We start from the raw sequence: 19,194 nt of genomic DNA, 5'->3' as shown, positions 1-19,194 counted from the left end.
TGCATAGTGATACAAAATAGAGATTGTAAGTGCAGACAAGAGCACTTAATGCAAATGAATGCGAACTAATTAAAGTTAAAAAGTAGGATTATTATGGAAAATTACGCGATAGAACTTAAAGGTGTTACAAAGCGCTTTGGTAGTGTAGTTGCCAATAATCAGGTAGATCTCGCCCTTAAAAAGGGCGAGATTCTCTCTATTCTTGGCGAAAATGGAAGCGGTAAGACAACCCTTATGAATATGCTCTCCGGAATCTATTATCCGGACGAGGGTCAGATACTCATAAATGGTAAAGAGGTATCCATCAACTGCCCCAAAGATGCCTTTGATCTTGGAATTGGTATGATCCACCAGCATTTCAAGCTTATAGATATACTGACAGCAGCCCAGAATATAATTCTAGGGCTTGATGGCGCTATGAAGCTTGATATGAAGAAGGTTAATCAGGAGATAGATGCTCTTGTGAGTAAGTATGGTTTTGACCTTACTCCTGCAGAGAAGATCTACAACATGTCTGTTTCCCAGAAACAGATCGTAGAGATCGTTAAAGTTCTGTACCGCGGAGCTGATATCCTTATCTTCGATGAGCCGACTGCAGTTCTGACACCTCAGGAGACGCAGCGTCTTTTTACAGTTCTTAAGAAGATGAAGCTTCTTGGTAAGTCTATCATAATAATCACTCATAAACTTAATGAGGTTCTTGAGATATCAGACCGTGTAGCTGTCCTTCGAAAGGGTAAGTGCGAGGGCGTAGTTGAGACCAAGGATGCTACAGCTGCTTCTCTGACTGAGCTTATGGTAGGAGAAAAGGTAGAACTCAATATCCAAAGAAGTGATCCTCAAAAGCCCGAGAAACGTATCGAGATGAGAGGCGTAACAGTTAGAAACAGTGAAGGCCTTTCTATACTCAAGGATATCTCATTTGTTGCAAAAAGCGGAGAGATACTCGGCATTGCTGGTATATCCGGCAATGGACAAAAAGAGCTTCTTGAAGCAATAGCCGGCATACAGAAAATAGACAGCGGAGAGATCCTTTATTATCCTCCAAACGGAGCAAATGTTGAGAAACTTTCTGAAAAAACTGTCAGGGAGATCCAGAATCTTAAGATAAGCCTTTCTTTCGTACCTGAAGACAGACTTGGAATGGGTCTTGTAGGCTCTATGGACCTTACTGACAATATGATGATCAGAAGTTACAGATCAGGTAAGAGCAGATTTTTTACCGACAGAAAGACACCTCAGAAGCTTGCGAAAAGGATTGTAGATAAGCTCGAAGTTGCAACTCCCGATATTGATACACCTGTCAGAAGACTTTCAGGTGGTAATGTACAGAAGATATTGGTAGGACGTGAGATCGCACTTAATCCTGATGTTCTTATGGTTGCATATCCTGTAAGAGGTCTTGATATTACATCTTCATACACAATCTATAACCTTCTTAATGAGCAGAAAGAAAAAGGTGTTGCAGTTATGTGCGTCGGAGAAGATCTTGATGTACTACTGCAGTTGTGCGACAGAATACTGGTACTGTGTGAAGGCAGGATTAGCTGCATAGTTAATGCCAAGCTTACAACCAAAGAAGAAATCGGTATGTACATGACAGGTGCCAGAAAGGCAGGAGTTTAATGAGTAAGATAAGTACAAAAACATCATCACGTATGTCAGTTCATCTTTCAAAGCGTGATACCATATCTGTCTGGAAGGCATGGGGGATCAGACTTACCGCTGTTCTTATAGCTCTTGTCGTATGTGCGATCGTAATCGTAGGAATAACAGGTCAGAATCCGCTTAACGTATATTCGGGTATCATAGACGGAGCAGTAGGTTCAAGGCGCCGTATCTGGGTGACAGTCAGAGAGACTGTAGTACTACTGCTTATAGGTGTGGGACTTATGCCTGCATTTAAAATGAGATTCTGGAATCTTGGAGCAGAAGGCCAGATCCTTATGGGAGGAGCTGCTACAGCAGCACTTATGATATATCAGGGAAGCCTTCCTAGTGTGCTTCTTATAATCCTTATACTTATAGCATCAGCATGCGCAGGTATCATATGGGGATTTTTACCTGCATTTTTCAAGGCACATTTTAATACCAATGAATCTTTGTTTACACTGATGCTCAATTATGTCGCAATGCAGATAATAACCTTTTTGATAGTATTCTGGGAGAATCCGTCAGGATCTAACTCTGTGGGTATCATCAATTCTGCCAATAAAGGCGGTTGGTTTCCTAAGATACTAAACTCAGACTATACTCTTAATATAATCATAGTATTAGTTGTAACTATTATGATGGCTATATACATGAAATATACCAAGCACGGTTATGAGATCGCAGTTGTAGGTGAAAGCCACAATACAGCTAACTATGCCGGTATCAATGTTAAGAAGGTAGTGATCCGTACTATGCTTATTTCTTCCGGAATCTGCGGCCTTGCAGGCGCAGTCATCGTAAGCGGCGCAAGCCATACGATATCTACCTCTACAGCAGGTGGAAGAGGTTTTACAGCAATCATAGTAGCCTGGATGGCTAATCTTAATCCTCTTGGAATGCTCCTTGTATCAGCATTTCTTGTATTCATGCAGCAGGGTGCTATTCAGATAGCTTCTCAGTACGGACTTAACGAGAATGCATCTGACATCATCACAGGTATCATCATATTCTTCCTTATTGGATGTGAATTTTTCATCAAATATAGGGTACGAGTTGAGAAGAAAAAGGAGGATGCAGCATGACACTTCTTCTTACATTTTTGGTTGCGGCAATAGGGCAGGCTGTACCTCTTTTGTTCGGCGCAACTGGTGAGATCATTACAGAAAAATCAGGTAACCTGAATCTTGGAATCCCGGGTATAATGTACATGGGCGGTATTTCAGGCCTTATGGGAGCCTTTCTTTATGAAAATAATACGGATGATCCTTCTAAAGTGGTAGGAGTTCTTATAGCTATACTTTGCAGTCTTATTGCAAGCGGACTTGGCGGTCTTTTGTACAGTGTACTTACTGTATCACTACGTTCTAATCAGAATGTTGTAGGCCTTGCACTTACCACTTTTGGCGTAGGATTTGGTAATTTCTTTGGAGGATCACTTTCAAAACTCGCAGGTGGTGTAGGACAGATATCCGTAGCTCACACAGCAGAAGGCTTTGGCGCATTTCTTCCTAAGGCACTTCAGAATATACCTGTTGTAGGCAAATTATTGTTTTCATATGGCTTCCTTACATATCTTTCTATTGTTATAGCCGTTATTATTACCTGGTTTTTAACTAAAACAAGAAAAGGCCTTAACCTAATAGCAGTAGGTGAGAATCCTGCAGTTGCAGATGCAGCAGGAATCGATGTTAAGAAAAATAAGTATTATTCTACAGTTATAGGCGCTATGATCGCAGGACTTGGAGGACTCTATTTCGTAATGGAATATCTCCACGGAACATGGTCCAATAACGGATTTGGTGACAGAGGATGGCTTGCTATAGCCCTTGTTATCCTGGCTTTATGGAATCCCAACAATGCTATCTGGGGATCGCTTGTATTTGGAGCGCTTTATGTTCTTTATATATACATTCCGGGTCTTACAAGAGCTACATCAGAGCTTGTTAAGATGCTTCCATATGTTGTAACAATCGTAGTACTGGTCATCACAAGTAAGCGTAATAAGCCTGAGAATCAACCACCGTCAGCACTTGGAAGGTCATACTTCCGCGAAGACAGATGAGGAGACTAAATGAAGAATATCGAAAAGAACAATGAAGAGAAAATACTGGACGCAACACTTCGCGTAATCGAATCTCATACAATAAGCGGAACCAGGATCAGTCTTATTGCCAAAGAAGCTGATATGCTCCAGTCCAATGTTTTATACTATTACAAAACCAAGGAAGAGATCCTTGTTGCCATGCAAAAGAGAATCCTGGATATTTTTCCAAAGCTTCGAGAGGAGCTACGTGATAATACTGAGGATACACTTGAATCAGCTCTTGAAGTTTTTTCTAAAAATGAAGAGAATCTTCTCAAGAACTTCCCTGAATACAACCATGCAGAGATGGATTTCTGGGTACAGAGCAGAACTGATGAGGATACCAGAACACGTTTTTCACAGTCGTATGACCTGTGGAGACAGGAGATCAGAGATGTTCTTGTAAAATACGTACCGGATCTTCCGGATAATCTCAAAGAGATCCTTCCGGCTCAGTATGTATCAATGCTTGAGGGATTTACGATTCAGTATCTCATAGATGAGAATAAAATTGACATGACAGAGTATTTTGCCTTGAGCAGACAGCTTATTTTAAATACGGTTAAGCCGTATATGAAATAAGAAAAATAATAACTCAAGAAGTTTGAGATAATAATAATATCGGTATACCAAAACTATAAAAGATATACCCAGCAAGGAGAACAGACATGAATTTTCTGGAAGAACGTATTGCCAGAGACGGACAGGTTAGGGCAGGAAACATTTTAAAAGTAGACAGCTTTTTGAATCATCAGCTGGACGTAGATCTTCTTGATAAGATCGGACAGGCATTTTATGACAAATATAAGGACAAGGGGATCAATAAAGTCCTTACAGTTGAGGCGTCAGGTATTGCTATCGCCTGTATGACAGCAAGATACTTCGGTGTTCCTGTTGTTTTTGCCAAGAAAGCCAAGAGTAGAAATCTTGATGGAGATCTTTATACATCAGTAGTTCATTCTTTTACTTATGACAAGGATTACAATGTAACTCTTGCCAAGAAATTTCTTTCATCTAATGATAAGGTCCTTCTGGTGGATGACTTCCTTGCTGTAGGTAAAGCCATGAATGGTCTTATTGATATCTGCAATCAGGCTGGAGCCAAGGTTGAGGGTATCGGCATCGCAATAGAGAAGGGCTTCCAGGATGGTGGTAAGAGACTTCGCGGTGAGGGATATGATGTAACATCACTTGCTATCGTGGATGCCATGGATGAAGATAAGGGACTTACTTTCAGAAAACAGGATTGATCGATGATCAAATATAATTGATTTTAAATAGGCTGTCGCATTAAATGATTATTGCGCAGCCTATTTTTTCGCAAATAGATCCTAATATTATCTCAGTATATGAGCTGTTTTACCCGATATAAGAAAAGGAAATGAGTTTTTGGACTAATTTACTGGTTCATTCATGTTTGATCAAATATGAACATGCCTGCATACTAAAAGAGAGAGTTCTATGCGTTCATTAAGAACAAGGATCACGGTAACCATGCTTTTGATTGTCTGTGGGGCGCTTATGCTCGTCACTTTTCTTAGTGCGGTCTATATTCAGAGGACCGAGAGCCGCGAATCCGAAGAGATTCTTATGAACATGTGCGAAGCGGGAGTTCGAAGTCTTGATTATTATTTTGACAGTGTTGAGGATACTGTGATCAAGGTCACTGATTACGCTGAGAATCATCTTGAAGGCCTGGGCAAGGATGACCTTGAGGCTCATATGGAGATTGTCTGCGATTATTTTGACATGATGGCATCAAAGACCAAGGGCGTTCTGACCTATTATTATCGTATAGATCCATCAGTTTCTACTGATGTCAAGGGATTTTGGTATGTGAATGTTGAGGGAGAAGGATTCAAGGAACATGAAGTTACTGATATCACCCTTTACGATGTTGAGGATACTTCCAAACTTGTCTGGTTCACAGTTCCCAAACATGAAGGTAAAGCCATCTGGTTACCTCCTTATATCACTGAGAATCTTGATGCATATGTTATATCCTATGATGCGCCTGTTTACTATAAAGACAGGTTTATCGGGGTTGTTGGTATAGAGGTTGACTATTCTACTATGGCGCAGGAAGTTGATGTTATAAGACTTCCAAATAAAGGTTATGCATTCCTTAGTGATGAAAACGGATATCTTTTTTATCATCCCTTCATAGATGTGACAAAGCTTGAAGCCGGAACTGCATTTGAGATACCGTACAATACTGCTATTGATGATGACAATGTAGTTCGGTATTCATATGAAGGGGTAGACAAAAAAGCTGTCTGGCTCCCTCTAAGTAACGGGATGCGGTTTAATGTATCGATTCCGATAGCTCAGACTCAGGCAACATCTAAGAGGCTTGTTCTTAATATCGCTATATGCTCTGTCGAAGTTCTGATTCTTGCCAGTATTTTTATGATGATATATACCAAAAGGCTTACAAGCCCCTTAGAACAGCTTACTAAAGCGGCTGAGAAGGTTGAGAAGGGAGAATATGACTTTACTTTGACTTATGATAAAGATGATGAACTTGGAAGACTTACAAGAGCTTTCCAGAATCTATCTGATAATGTCAAAGAGCATATTAGCGATCTAAGTTCACAGGTGTTTGTGGATTCACTTACCCATGTCAAGAATAAAGGGGCATTGACCAATACCCTTGAGCAGATCCAAAAAGAGATTGATATAGATCCTGACAGCGTAGAATTTGCTATAGGAACATTTGACTGCGACAATCTTAAGCTTATAAACGACAGATACGGACATGACAAGGGAGATATATTCTTAAAGACAGCCTGTTTTGCTATAAGTGATGTGTTTAAACATAGCCCTGTATTTAGAATGGGCGGAGATGAATTTAATGTTATCCTGCAAAAAGAAGACCTTAGTAATATGCAGGTATTGCTAGAGCAGTTTGATGATAAAGTCAAAACGATCAATGAAAAGGCTGATAAGCCTTGGGAGCAGGTATGGATATCCAAGGGATTTGCAGTATATGATAAAACAAGGGATAAGACAACTATAGATGTCATGAAAAGGGCCGACAACCTCATGTATGAGAATAAGCGTATGAGGAAAGCCGCGCGGAAGTGAATCTAATCATTGTCAAGATTTTATGACGCAGTAGATAAATTCATAGACAAGTAATTTGATTAAATATGAATGAGTCAGTACACTAGTCAGATGATCCCTTATCTCCTTATCCAGGGGGTCATTTATGGTATAATATTGGTATGTATATTTCTAAAAAATAATCTATTTATGCCGATATACTTATTTGGAAACCTTTTTATCATCTGTAGTAATACACTTGGAAAGGAAGAATAAGTCTGTGAGTGAACTCGAGCCGCGAAATACAATAGATGAGCTGACAGGACTACCTAATTTTGCCACTTTTATCGCTATGGCTCAGCATGTTCTCAATGATCCTACCGAACGTAAGGATATTGCGTTCGTCTATTTTAATCTGGAAAATTTCAGATCATATAATGAAGCATATGGACTTGCAGCCGGCAATGACTGTCTTGTTACTGTTGCAAGAACTATTGAGGCTTTCTTTCCACAGGAGCTGTGCGGGCGTATTGCGTCTGACCATTTTGGGGTTCTGACAGACAAGGCTGATCTTGAATTCAAAATCGTTGGTGTATGTGATGAGATGCTTCCCTTCAGGATGGATACCCATCTACAGATGAGAGCAGGTATCTATTTTCCTACAGATAAGGACTTCGATGCCCATTCTTGTCTTAATAAGGCCAAGGTTGCCTGTGACAGCATTAGGAAAAAGTATGACTCAATGTTCGGCTATTATGATTCTGCTATAGATGAGAGGTATCAAAGAGAGCGTTTCATAATAGATAAACTGGATAATGCTATAAAGCAAAGGCATATTACTCCTTACTATCAGGCTGTGATTCGTGTTATGACCGGTGAAGTGAGCGGTTATGAAGCTCTTGCAAGATGGGATGATCCTGAGATAGGCAAGATATCTCCCGGAGATTTTGTTCCTATACTTGAAAAATACCAGATGATCAGAAAACTTGACCTGTTCATCTTTGAATCTGTATGTATTGATATAAAAGAGAAGCTGGACTTGGGCGCAGTAGTTGTTCCTGTGTCTATCAACCTGTCCCAGCAGGACTTTCTTGGCGGTGACATCGTAACGGAAGTTGATGATACTATCAAGAAATACGGAATATCCAGCGATCTGTTCCATATGGAAGTTACGGAATCTATCTTTGCCACAGAGCCCGGCAAAGTCGGAGACTGTATTGAAAGATTCAGAAAACTGGGCTATCAGGTATGGCTTGACGATTTTGGAAGCGGTTATTCATCTCTTAATATGCTCAAAGATTACAAGTTTGACTGTATCAAGCTTGATATGATCTTCATGCGCGGTTTTGAAGAAAACCACGAGACCAGAGTCATCCTTCAGTCTATGATCAACATGGCCAAAAATCTCGGGATACAAACAGTTGCCGAAGGCGTTGAGACCCAGAAGGCTGCTGATTATCTTAGGAAAATAGGTTGTGAGAATATTCAGGGATTTTTGTATTCGCGTCCTGAAAAGATAGAAGTTACCTTTAATTCTCAGCTTAAGAGAGAATCTGAGGGTATGAGGAAATATTACACCAGAATTGGTAAGGTTAACCTGTTCTCAGCAAATCCGCTTGATCTAAGCGGCGGCAATGTTGATGAAGAGGGTCTTCCCATGGCTATTATGGAGATGAGAAGAGACAGACTCATCTACCTTAGCTGCAATCCTGCTTATCTTAAACATCTGGAAGAGTTGAATCTAAGCAGTCTTGATGAAGCCGAGGAGTTCCTAAACCAGGGCAAGAGGAAACTCCCATCTATATTTGTTAATGCTGTTATAAGGTGTAAGAACTCGGGCAAGCAGGAATCCTGTGACTATATACTAAACGGACAGAATTGTACTTTTCAGGCAAGGCATATCACAACTTACAGAAACAGATCTGCTTATCTTATAACGAGCCTTAATATGTCTGTATATAAGCAGGCTGCAAGATCTGAGAAGCAGCAGGCTCTTCTTAAGTTCATCTATACTCAGTACAACAAGATTGATGTTCTGGATCCTGAGAAGCTGACTGTGGAGAACATATATATTAATAGTTCTGAATATACAATCGCTGATCATATCATGTCAAGTGATGAGTATAGTCAGCAGTTTATAAATGAAAGCGTACATGAACTTGACAGAGACAGGTTCGTTAACTTTTTTTCCAAAGAAGAGATAATAGGCAAGATATCTAATACCAATAAAGAATACATAACAGAATACTTCAGGATCAAGAATAAAGACGGTTATTACAGATGGCAGAAATTTGACGTTATCTTCATAGAAATCAAAAAAAAGCCAATGTTCATGATATGTATAAGTGATATTGACTTTAGCCGTGTAAGGATGCTCCGGGATATGGATGAGAAGTTACAGGAAGTTCCGCGTAATCCTGCATTTATGTGGCTTTCAAGCCGCGATTTCTCCAAGATCCTGGGTTATAAGTCCTACAATGACTTCCTGGACGGATCCTTCTACTTTGAAGTTAATCTGACTCAGAATACCATCATCGATATGCACCTTAGCGATATCGGTGAAGTCAAGAGTAGTGTCTATAAAGACAGATTCAATGACTATGAAGGTGTTGTTCGGGATATGATCAACACCCAGGTAGATATACAGGATATAGAAGCTGCTTCGCTGTTTTTTGACAGGATCAATATCATAAGAGAGTATCAGGCAGGCAATGAGATCGGCTCTTTGGAATTTCGTTCTTATGCCAAGGGCAAGATGGCATGGCTGCACTGTACATATCAGGTTGTTAAGTCGCAGGAGACAGGAGAGCTTTTTGCTTACTTCTTAAACTACGATGTTGATGAATATAATAGGAAGCTCCTTAAAGAGAAAAAAGCTGTAGAGACAGATTTCCTTACAGGGCTCTTGAACAGATATAGTGCTGTTCCTGTTATGCGTGATTATCTGTTTAATAATCCTGAGAGCTCGTCTGCACTTATCATGATGGACCTTGATGATTTTAAGTTTGTTAATGATACTTATGGTCACGGCTGTGGTGATGAGATGCTCAAGGCTGTTGCAGCCAAGCTAAAGGACAAATTTGAGTTATATGGTATAGTATGCAGACTTGGCGGAGATGAGTTCCTGGGTCTTATAACCAATAAGTCCAAGGACTTTGTGGATGAGTTTTTGGCAGAACTTCTTGCTAAACCTGTAACGATAGAATATGACGGCAATATAGTAAAATGCTCCATGTCAGCAGGTTATGCAATGTATCCGTCACAGGGCAAGGAATATCATCATCTGTATGAAATGGCTGACAAGGCAATGTACTCAGCCAAGCATAGCGGTAAAGCTCGATTTTGCATGTATTCTCATAATGAGAATGAAGAAAAGATCATTAAGATTGAACTTACAACAGATGAGATCTTAGAGACATTGCCTGCTGCATATGCTGTATGTGAGGTATCAGCCAATAATCCTATTCTTCTTGTTAACAGCGAATTTACAAGATTCTTTAAATGCAGTTCTGTAACGCAGCTTCATAATTTCTGCGACGGACATATAATAAATCTTGTAGCCAAGGAAGACAGAGATGGAGTAATAGATACTATCTATAGCGGTTTTGACAACTATACCGGTCAGACTATCAAGATGGCAGTTAACTTCAGGCAATATGATGGAAGTGAAAGTAAGTGTATGTGTCATATCAGATTTGCAAGGACAAGAGAAGGCAAGAGACTTCATGTCATGATAACTTAAAGCATATTGCGCCAAGGCGCGGAAAGCGGGGTAAATATATGATAATTGTAAAATCTCAGACATTTACAACAGAGCGTGAACTTAATGAGTATATCATGAATAAGATGACAGATCCTGTTAAGAAGGATGCTGCATTCAAGGTTCACAGGATCATACCTGTAGTACTTACTTCTTCAGCAGGCAAGGGCGAAGAATTCTCGATATCATCTACTATCAACTATGTCCTTGAAAGTGAAGAAACACTTGATACCAAGAAGGTATACTAAAAATATGATCAGGAGGCCATAAAGAGGAGGAAAAAGCATGGGTGACAAGTACAACATATGCCTTGATATCGGCGGAACCAAGATTCTGGGAGCAATCTTTGACAAAAAAGAAAATATCACTTACAGGCTCAAGAAGAAGACCAAAGAAGGCGGAGAGAGCGCCGGCAATGTAGAAGAAGTCATAATCAGTGTTGTTGACGAGCTTATAAAGGAATCCGGAATCGATAAAAAAGATATAAATGCTATAGCAGCAGGGGCTCCGGGCGTTATAAACCAAAAAGACGGTATCATACTCTTTTCCCCGAATCTGCCATGGAAGAACTATGATATCAAGTCTCCGATTAAGAAAAAATTCGGTGTGCCCTTCTATATTGGCAATGATGTCAATGTAGGAGTCCTTGGTGAGTACAAGTACGGCGCTGCCAAAGGCTATAAGAATGTCGCAGGCTTCTTCGTAGGAACAGGTATGGGCGGCGGTCTTATACTTAATGGCAAGCTCTTTACAGGCAATGAGTTCAAAGCTGCCGAGTACGGCCATATGATATTGGATCCCGAAGGCCCCTTATGCAACTGTGGTCAGAGAGGATGCCTTGAAGCTTTTTCCAGTAAGCAGGGTATGTCTTCTTACATAAGACAGCAGGTATCAAGAGGCCGCAAGAGTGAGATGGCTGAAGCCGTTGAAGGTGGCGTATTTAAGAGTAAGATTCTTAAAAAGGCTCTGGAAAAAGAAGATAAGGTTGCCATGGAAGCTGTTGACAGAGCTTGCCACTTTCTTGCCATCGCATCCGGCAATATGATAAATACCATAAGTCCCGATATCATAGTATATGGCGGCGGAGTTATGGAAGCTGTAGGAGATATCTTCATGGAGAAGATCCTTGCAGAAGTTGACAGATACTGTATGCCGTCCATAAGAAGTACGGTTGAGCTTAAAAAAGCAGCCCTTGGAGACGACTCCATACTCTATGGAGCCCTCTCTATGATAAATGGTCAGAAGGGCTGATGAGTTATATCATTCGGGCATTGTATGGATGTCCACGTATTCTCTTGGAGAGTAGCCATACTCCTTGCGGAAAGCTTTGTAGAAATTTGAATAGTCGTTAAAGCCATACGTGATATATGCTTCGCTTATAGGCGTGCCGCCCAGCATCAGGTCGCGGCACCCGGCGAGGCGCTTTTTGACTATATATTGGTGAACAGATAGGCCTAGCCTGTTCTTGAACTCATGTACGATATAGGACTTACTGACATAGAGCTTTTCTGCAAGTACGTCAAGAGACAAAGTGTCGGTTAGATGTTCATCAATATATGTTATAAGTCTTCCCATCATATCTGTGTTCTCAGGTACGCTTATCTTGTTCTCGGATTCGTAGACATATCTTGTAAGCGTAAGGAGTAGTTCTGATGAATATATCCTAAGAAAAGCATCATGGCCGTAGTGCACAGTACTGATCTCTTCAAGGACAGTAATGGCACGGGATTGTACCTGATAAAAGAGGGCATTCTCAAGATGGTGCACATACCTTCCTTTGTCAGCTTCATCTATGAGATATGAATAGTCTGAAGACATGGCAAAAAGCTCTTTGAGATACATATCACTTATCCAGAATACAAAGCGGCGATAGGGCTTTTGGGGCTGATCATCTATAGTGTGAGCTTTGTCATAAGTTCTTTTTATGGCATGGTGAAAAAGTCCGGGAGGAAATACAACGATATCTCCCGGAGTTAGCTTTATTGTATCTGCCACATTTTCAATCTGCATGTCTATATCGCCTTCTAAAAAAAGATAGAATTCATAATAGTCATGCGAATGCATCTCTACGGGCTTTATCACAGTATCGCTGTAATAATAAAGCTCGAATAGGTCTGAAAGCATGGTCTGTCTGGTTGTAAAATCACTTCTAAGTTCTCTTCTCATAATACCTATATTTTAATGCCAAATTTGCAAACTACGCAACTTTTTTATCAATTGTAATTATGGCATAAAAGCACGAAAATAGGTATTGTAAACGTTTTCACTGCAATTTGCTGATACTTTTTGCAGACGGCCCCTTTATGGGGCCTATAGTTTAAAGATGCAGATCGGGTGATAGATGTAGTATCTGCCGGGAGACTGCGGCAGATTGATGATCGTTAAAAAAATTTATTTATATAAGAGAATGGAGATTTTGAATTATGGAAATGACTCTTCGCTGGTATGGTAAGGAATTTGATACTGTTAAGCTGTGGCAGATCAGACAGATTCCTGGTGTTAAGGGTGTTATTACAACACTTTATAATAAGGCAGCAGGTGACCTTTGGACACAGGATGAGATCAAGAAGCTTAAGGCTGACGTAGCAGAAGCTGATATGCACATCTCAGGTATCGAGTCCGTTAATATCTCTGACGATATCAAGATCGGCGGCGGCAAGCGCGATGAGCATATCGACAATTATATCAAGACTTTAGAGAACCTTGGTAAAGAAGACATCCACATGGTATGTTACAACTTCATGCCTGTATTTGACTGGACCAGAACAGAGCTTGCAAGAAGAAGAGCAGATGGAGCTACAGTTCTTGCATACAACCAGACAGCAGTTGATAAGATCAATCCTGAAGATATGTTCGCATCTATCAATGGTGATATGAACGGAACAGTTATGCCTGGCTGGGAACCTGAGAGAATGGCTCGCGTTAAGGAGCTCTTCGAGATGTACAAGGATATTGATGAAGAGAAGCTTTTTGAGAACCTTGTATACTTCCTTAAAGCTATCATGCCTGTATGTAACAAGTATGATATCAAGATGGCTATCCATCCTGATGATCCTGCATGGAACGTATTCGGACTTCCTCGTATCATCAATAATGAGAAGAATATCCAGCGTATGATGAAGGCTGTTGATGATGTACATAATGGTGTTACATTCTGCTCAGGTTCTTATGGTACAAATCCTGAGAACGACCTTCCTCAGATGATCAGAAATCTTAAGGGACGTATCCACTTCGCACACGTACGTAACCTTCAGTTCAATACATTCCAGCATGAGGACGGAAGTCAGGTTACAAGCTGGGCAGGAGAGAAGATTCCGGTTGGCCCTGCTGATTTCGAAGAGGCTTGCCACCTTTCTTCAGATGGAAGCTTTGATATGTATGAGATTGTTAAGGCTCTCTATGAGACAGGCTTTGACGGACCTATCCGTCCTGACCACGGCCGTATGATCTGGGATGAGAAGGCTATGCCTGGTTATGGTCTTTATGATAGAGCTCTTGGTGCTTGCTACATCCAGGGTCTTTGGGAAGCAATCGACAAGGCAGCTAGAAGATAATCGATTATCTTATTGGATAATGATAAATCTTTTGAAAAATAAAATAACAAGTATAGATTCCTGTTTTTCAGAGAAAAACAGGAGCCAATACTATAAAGCTTAAATAATTGGAGATTAGTCATGAAACTTACAGTAGAAGGAATTAAAGATACAAACGCTTGGGAGTCCAAGGGATATCATCTTCCTGCTTATGACAGAGAGCAGGTTATAAAGAATACACAGGAAGCTCCTGAATGGGTACACTTTGGTGCTGGTAACATCTTCCGTGCATTCCATGCAGTTCTTGCACAGAACCTTATTGAAAAGGGACTTATGAATACAGGTATCGTAGTTGCAGAAGGATTCGACTACGAGATCGTTGAGAAGGCATATAAGACATACGAGGATCTGTCTATCCTTGCAATCCTTAAGTCTGACGGATCTGTTGAAAAGCAGGTCATCGGTTCTATCGCCAAGTCATACATCCTTGATTCTGAAAGAGATGCAGAATTTGAAGGTCTTAAGAATGTATTCAGAAATAAGAGCCTTAAGCTCTGCACATTCACAATCACAGAGAAGGGTTACAACCTCAGAAAGCCTGACGGAAGCTATATGGACGCTGTTGCAGCAGATATGCAGGAAGGTCCTTCCAAGCCTCACAGCTATATCGGTAAGGTAGCAGCTCTTCTTGCTGAGAGATATTCAAATGGTAAACTTCCTATCGCTATGGTCAGCACAGATAACTGCTCACATAATGGTGAGAAGCTCTATGCAGCAATCTATGATTTTGCTAAGGCATGGGCTGATAATGGCAAGATCGATGCAGGTTTTGTAGACTATATAAATGATAAGAACCTTGTATCATTCCCTTGGTCTATGATCGATAAGATCACACCAAGACCTGATGACAGCGTTAAGGCTATGCTTGCAGAGGACGGCGTAGAAGGTCTTGAGCCTGTAATCACAGGATTCCATACATATGTTGCTCCTTTTGTAAACGCAGAAGAGAGCGAATATCTTGTAGTAGAAGATGACTTCCCTAACGGAAGACCTGCTCTTGAAAAGGCTGGTGTTATTTTCACAGACAGAGATACAGTTAATAACGTAGAGCGTATGAAGGTTACAACATGCCTTAATCCTCTTCACACAGCACTTGCTGTATACGGATGTCTTCTTGGATATACAAGAATCTCAGAAGAAATGAAGGATGCAGACCTTGTTAAGCTTATAAATCAAGTTGGTTATGTAGAAGGACTTCCTGTTGTAGTAGATCCAGGCGTTATCAATCCTAAGGACTTCATCGATACTGTAACAAAGGTTCGTCTTCCTAACCCATTCATGCCTGATGCTCCTCAGAGAATCGCTACAGATACATCTCAGAAGCTTGCAATTCGTTTTGGCGAGACTATCAAGAGCTACATCGCAGCAGATGATCTTGATGTACACTCACTTAAGGCTATTCCTTTCGTACTGGCAGGATGGCTTCGATATACAATGGGTATAGATGATAAGGGCGAAGAATTTGAATGCAGCTCAGATCCTCTTCTTGAAGAGGTAAGTGCTATCACACGTACTATCAGCCTTGGCGATACAAGATCATGTGATGAACTCAAAGCTGTTCTTCTTCCTATCCTTAAGAAAAAAGAGATCTTCGCTGTAGATCTTGAAGAAGTAGGTCTTGCAGATACTGTAGTAGCTAACTTTAAGAAGCTTATCGAAAAAGAAGGCGCTGTAAGAGAAAACCTTGCTGCACTTTAATCTATGATATAAGATCATTTGTATCCGATAGATGTTTAGAACAAAGCGGATGCGATGATCTTGATAGATGTTTAGAACCAAGCTAATGCAATGATCTTGATAGATACTTGGAACCAAGCTGATACAATGATCTTAATAGATGTTTAGATAAGATCTTTTAGCTCTAGCTATAAACACCTTATAATGTTTTTATAATTACTTAAGACTGCCATCTTATATGCCGAAATAAAGAACGGATTATTATGCTCGTTCTTTGTTTCGGCTTTTTTATTTGGCTATTTATTTCGATTTTTTGTTTTGACTTTTTGATTTGGCTATTTATTTCGATTTTTTGTTTTGACTTTTTGTTTTGACTTTTTGTTTTGGCTATTTATTTCAGCTATTTATTTCGGCTTTTTGTTTCGATTTTTTGCTTCGCTGTTCATATGTAAGATCAATAGCGGTCTTTGAAAGGATCTTTATGCGCAAACATATAGTTCTGATAACCAATATCCTTATTATTGTAGTAGTCGTGGCAGGCTTCATCGCTATAGAGTATGGCTTTGTAAGTTTCTATAGACAGCAGACGAGGGAACAGGCCCAGAATGCGGTAGTTGTAACCGGTGTAGATGTATCTTCCCAGATCTCAAATGTATCTACCACCCAGAGAGTAGCTTCTCAGATGATAGCTTCAGATCTTTTCTTGAAACAGTGGATCAAAACTGAGACACCCAATCCTGACGACAACAAGGATATACAGGTTCTATATGATTACCTTAAAGAGTACAAGGATGTACTTGGCTATGACACGGTATTCTTTGTATCAGATGAAACAGGCAATTATTATTATCAGGATGGTCTTAATAAGATCATCTCTCCTTTGGATGATTTTGACAGCTGGTATTACAACTTTGTAGAGCTTGATGAACCTTATGATATTGAGATTGACAGGGATGAAACTCAGGGGTATGCTGTTAACCTCTTTGTAAACTGCCGTGTTGAAGACGAGAAGGGCAATCTTCTGGGAGTTGCCGGTACTGCGCAGGAAATTGGTGAGATTGAAGAATATATCACTAGCATGCAGGATGCCATGGGCGTAGACATAATGATCGTCAACAATGGCAATGCCATGAATTCTTTTAGCGGAAGTACAGATCATTATAAGGATGTTTCGGAAGCTTCTAAGATTTTGGGGATTCCTGAGATAGTACTCACTTCAACGGATCTTGGAAATGAGGATTATATCTGGCTTGACAATATTCATTGTATGACGGTCAAGCACAATGCAGACCTTAACTGGAATGTTATCGTTGTTAAGGATATCACACAGATTCTTAATGGATACAAGAAGTTCGTATTTTATGCGATACTGCTTCTTATAGCAGTTCTTGTAGTCTTCATAACTGCTGCTACGGTTTTTCTTACCAAAATGAACAGGATGTCGATAGAACATGAGAATACAGACGATCTGACAGGCCTTTTTAATAATAGGATATTTAGGCAAAAATATACTGAAAGTCTTCGAAAACATCGTGACAATATATCACTTTTTATGATTGATGTTGATGATTTTAAAAAGTACAATGATCAGATGGGTCATCTGTATGGCAATGGTGTTCTTAAACTTGTATCAACACTCCTACTACAGACTGTTGGAGATAGCGGTATCGTAGGAAGATGGGGCGGCGATGAGTTCATAGGTATCATGTATATGAATTCTCAAAGAACTGCGGATCTTCTAAGGCATCTTCAAAAGGACCTTGATGATGCAGAGACCAAGATGCCGGTGAGGATCAGCGGCGGCGTTACTGGCGTGCGCCATGGCGATACAATAGAAGCTGCCATTGATAGGGCTGATGTGGGCCTGTATGAGAGTAAGAATGCGGGCAAGGGCACGGTGACCGTGCATGATGCGTGAGAAGATGCGGTCGTGGTGTACTTTGCAGATTTGCAAGTATACATAGAAAACTGAAAGGAACTTATATGAAATCTGATATGACTAAGGGAGCGATTGCCCCTATATTGATAAAATTTATGCTGCCACTATTTATTGGTAATCTATTTCAACAGTTTTATAATATGGTGGATACGCTTATAGTTGGTAGATATGTTGGAACAGATGCTCTTGCGGCAGTTGGTGCTACGGGTACTATTATGTTCCTGATCCTGGGTTTTGCCAACGGTCTGGCTACGGGATTTACTGTTCTTACCAGTCAGAGCTACGGAGCTCATGATGACAGAAGACTTCGTCATAGTATTGCCAATGCTGTGATACTGGCAGTTATCGTGACACTTATAACTACTATGGTAAGTGTTATCAGTATGAAGTCTATACTTCGTATGATGAATACTCCGGATGATATATTCGATTATGCATATTCTTATATAATCACTATATCTTATGGTATATGTGCCAGCGTCTTTTATAATCTTGGTGCATCAATACTTAGAGCTGTAGGCAATAGTAAAGTTCCGCTTTATTTCCTTATTTTCTCTGCATGTCTTAATGTGGGACTTGATTTTGTATGCATAGTAGGATTTGATCTTAAGACTTTCGGGGCAGCTCTTGCTACCGTTGTATCTCAGGGAATATCAGCAGTTTTATGCTTTGTATATATCTATAAGAAACAGAGGTCTATGTGGCCTGAAAGAAGTGACTGGCACCTTGAAGCCAGGGATACAAGCCATCAGCTAAGAGTAGGCGTACCTATGGCCCTTCAGTTCGCTATAACTGCGTCAGGAACCATGATCATGCAGGCTGCCATCAATCTGTTCGGATCTACAGCTGTTGCATCATTCACTGCTGCAAGTAAGATCCAGGGACTTATAACTCAGGGTATGCCTTCCATGGGACAGACTATAGCTGCCTATGCCGGACAGAACTTTGGCGCTGGCAGGTACGACAGATTAAAAGATGGTATTAAGAATTCCATGATCATCATGACTGTATATTCTGTTGTTGCAGCTGTTCTTTCATTATCACTTTTAGAGCCTGCAATGCATCTGTTCTTTGATTCGGCGCAGGACGTAGCAGTTCACCTTCCATGGGCTATTCCATACATAAGATTCTGTGCTATGTGCTATATCCCTCTTTCTGCTATATTCATCTTTAGAAATATGATGCAGGGCTGCGGATTTGGGTTCCTTCCTATGATGGGCGGAGTAGTAGAGCTGGTATCAAGGGCTATCATGGCAGTTTTGTCAATGAAGCTCATGATCTATGAACTTGCCAGCGCCTGCGACCCGGCAGCATGGCTTACTACCGGTATATTTACATTTGTAGCATGGCTCTATGTTGCACCTAAGATTGAGAAGATGTTTGCCAAATAAAACAGCCGAAAAACACCAAATAAAATTGCCGAAAACGTTAAATAAAACAGCCC

General features: G+C 40.4%; 14 protein-coding genes. 13 read left to right on the top strand and 1 reads right to left on the bottom strand.

From position 1 onward, the window contains the following. Positions 1–90: 90 nt before the first annotated feature. The 9 genes from I7804_RS12705 to I7804_RS12665 all read left to right on the top strand — a co-directional run bounded on the left by I7804_RS12705 (position 91) and on the right by I7804_RS12665 (position 11,792). Positions 91–1,626, top strand: coding sequence for an ABC transporter ATP-binding protein (locus tag I7804_RS12705; protein ID WP_027218018.1), 1,536 nt, complete (start codon positions 91–93; stop codon positions 1,624–1,626). Beyond that, complete coding sequence (locus I7804_RS12700) at positions 1,626–2,735, top strand: ABC transporter permease (protein WP_248403759.1); 1,110 nt, start codon at positions 1,626–1,628, stop codon at positions 2,733–2,735. Before I7804_RS12705 ends, I7804_RS12700 begins: the two co-directional genes overlap by 1 nt. Further along, the gene (locus I7804_RS12695; RefSeq protein WP_022754519.1) at positions 2,732–3,715 is read left to right on the top strand and encodes an ABC transporter permease; all 984 of its coding nucleotides are present in this window, start codon (positions 2,732–2,734) and stop codon (positions 3,713–3,715) included. Before I7804_RS12700 ends, I7804_RS12695 begins: the two co-directional genes overlap by 4 nt. Before the next feature lie 9 nt (positions 3,716–3,724). After that, positions 3,725–4,318, top strand: coding sequence for a TetR/AcrR family transcriptional regulator (locus I7804_RS12690; protein ID WP_022754518.1), 594 nt, complete (start codon positions 3,725–3,727; stop codon positions 4,316–4,318). 86 nt (positions 4,319–4,404) lie between these two features. Further along, on the top strand, positions 4,405–4,986 hold the full coding sequence (locus tag I7804_RS12685; RefSeq protein WP_110073343.1) for a xanthine phosphoribosyltransferase: 582 nt from the start codon (positions 4,405–4,407) through the stop codon (positions 4,984–4,986). Between the two features lie 211 nt (positions 4,987–5,197). Next, complete coding sequence (locus I7804_RS12680) at positions 5,198–6,823, top strand: diguanylate cyclase domain-containing protein (RefSeq protein ID WP_248403758.1); 1,626 nt, start codon at positions 5,198–5,200, stop codon at positions 6,821–6,823. A gap of 238 nt (positions 6,824–7,061) precedes the next feature. Beyond that, a complete protein-coding gene (locus I7804_RS12675; RefSeq protein ID WP_248403757.1) occupies positions 7,062–10,523 on the top strand; it encodes an EAL domain-containing protein in 3,462 nt (1,153 codons plus the stop codon). A 38-nt stretch (positions 10,524–10,561) separates the two neighbouring features. Beyond that, entirely contained in the window at positions 10,562–10,789 is a 228-nt protein-coding gene (locus I7804_RS12670) for a hypothetical protein (protein WP_022754514.1), read from the top strand. Positions 10,790–10,826: 37 nt separating this feature from the next. Continuing rightward, positions 10,827–11,792 (top strand): ROK family protein, encoded by a 966-nt coding sequence (locus I7804_RS12665; RefSeq protein WP_248403756.1) that lies wholly within the window; start codon positions 10,827–10,829, stop codon positions 11,790–11,792. Between the two features lie 9 nt (positions 11,793–11,801). Here the strand turns inward: I7804_RS12665 and I7804_RS12660 are convergent, their stop codons facing one another. Next, positions 11,802–12,707: an AraC family transcriptional regulator gene (locus tag I7804_RS12660; RefSeq protein WP_248403755.1), complete on the bottom strand. Its 906-nt coding sequence runs from the start codon at positions 12,705–12,707 to the stop codon at positions 11,802–11,804. Between the two features lie 257 nt (positions 12,708–12,964). Here I7804_RS12660 and uxuA point away from each other — a divergent pair, with 257 nt between their 5' ends. The 4 genes from uxuA (at position 12,965) to I7804_RS12640 (ending at position 19,141) form a co-directional block, all read left to right on the top strand. Further along, positions 12,965–14,095 carry a mannonate dehydratase gene (gene uxuA, locus I7804_RS12655; RefSeq protein ID WP_092042867.1) on the top strand — a complete coding sequence of 377 codons (1,131 nt, stop codon included), beginning with the start codon at positions 12,965–12,967 and terminating at the stop codon, positions 14,093–14,095. A 120-nt stretch (positions 14,096–14,215) separates the two neighbouring features. Then, positions 14,216–15,832, top strand: a complete 1,617-nt coding sequence (locus I7804_RS12650) for a mannitol dehydrogenase family protein (protein ID WP_074754664.1) — start codon at positions 14,216–14,218, stop codon at positions 15,830–15,832. A 460-nt stretch (positions 15,833–16,292) separates the two neighbouring features. Next, positions 16,293–17,729: a sensor domain-containing diguanylate cyclase gene (locus tag I7804_RS12645; RefSeq protein WP_074754666.1), complete on the top strand. Its 1,437-nt coding sequence runs from the start codon at positions 16,293–16,295 to the stop codon at positions 17,727–17,729. A gap of 65 nt (positions 17,730–17,794) precedes the next feature. Then, positions 17,795–19,141: an MATE family efflux transporter gene (locus I7804_RS12640; protein WP_282570413.1), complete on the top strand. Its 1,347-nt coding sequence runs from the start codon at positions 17,795–17,797 to the stop codon at positions 19,139–19,141. The last annotated feature ends 53 nt before the right edge of the window (positions 19,142–19,194 follow it).

Source organism: Butyrivibrio fibrisolvens (assembly GCF_023206215.1).
Lineage (GTDB): Bacteria > Bacillota > Clostridia > Lachnospirales > Lachnospiraceae > Butyrivibrio > Butyrivibrio fibrisolvens_C.
Note: the sequence above shows the minus strand (reverse complement) of the source record. Positions and strands in the feature narration are given on the sequence as shown.

Coding starts and splice junctions, on each gene's coding strand:
- I7804_RS12660 (WP_248403755.1), bottom strand. CDS start 12,707: ATGAGAAGAGAACTTAGAAGTGATTTTACAACCAGACAGACCATGCTT.
- I7804_RS12685 (WP_110073343.1), top strand. CDS start 4,405: ATGAATTTTCTGGAAGAACGTATTGCCAGAGACGGACAGGTTAGGGCA.
- I7804_RS12690 (WP_022754518.1), top strand. CDS start 3,725: ATGAAGAATATCGAAAAGAACAATGAAGAGAAAATACTGGACGCAACA.
- I7804_RS12650 (WP_074754664.1), top strand. CDS start 14,216: ATGAAACTTACAGTAGAAGGAATTAAAGATACAAACGCTTGGGAGTCC.
- I7804_RS12680 (WP_248403758.1), top strand. CDS start 5,198: ATGCGTTCATTAAGAACAAGGATCACGGTAACCATGCTTTTGATTGTC.
- I7804_RS12670 (WP_022754514.1), top strand. CDS start 10,562: ATGATAATTGTAAAATCTCAGACATTTACAACAGAGCGTGAACTTAAT.
- I7804_RS12665 (WP_248403756.1), top strand. CDS start 10,827: ATGGGTGACAAGTACAACATATGCCTTGATATCGGCGGAACCAAGATT.
- I7804_RS12640 (WP_282570413.1), top strand. CDS start 17,795: ATGAAATCTGATATGACTAAGGGAGCGATTGCCCCTATATTGATAAAA.
- I7804_RS12695 (WP_022754519.1), top strand. CDS start 2,732: ATGACACTTCTTCTTACATTTTTGGTTGCGGCAATAGGGCAGGCTGTA.
- uxuA (WP_092042867.1), top strand. CDS start 12,965: ATGGAAATGACTCTTCGCTGGTATGGTAAGGAATTTGATACTGTTAAG.
- I7804_RS12645 (WP_074754666.1), top strand. CDS start 16,293: ATGCGCAAACATATAGTTCTGATAACCAATATCCTTATTATTGTAGTA.
- I7804_RS12700 (WP_248403759.1), top strand. CDS start 1,626: ATGAGTAAGATAAGTACAAAAACATCATCACGTATGTCAGTTCATCTT.